This is a genomic window from Dellaglioa sp. CoH-57-MRSF-22, from assembly GCF_056781895.1.
Window position 1 is genome coordinate 1 of record NZ_JBXAXT010000287.1, and the last position, 234, is coordinate 234.

At 54.3% G+C, this 234-nt stretch carries 1 tRNA gene; it reads left to right on the forward strand.

Annotation, left to right across the window (positions count from 1 at the left end):
* Position 1 precedes the first annotated feature (1 nt).
* A tRNA-Phe gene (locus AC1RPR_RS09110) sits at positions 2 to 71 on the forward strand.
* Positions 72 to 234: the final 163 nt, after the last annotated feature.

Below are 234 nucleotides of genomic sequence, written 5' to 3' on the forward strand. Positions count from 1 at the left end.
GGTAGCTCAGTTGGTAGAGCACCGGACTGAAAATCCGGGTGTCGCTGGTTCGAGTCCAGCCCTGCGCACCAACGTTGTGACCTCGTAAAAATCGTAGGAGGGGCTGATTACCCCGACCGCAATTTGTGTCCCGGGCTCGGCCTGTGTGTCGCTAGTGTAGATTTTCCACGTGTTGAAGTCAACTAATCAATTGGGGACTAGCCAAGTCAGGTCCAAGGCACTGGGTTTTGATCC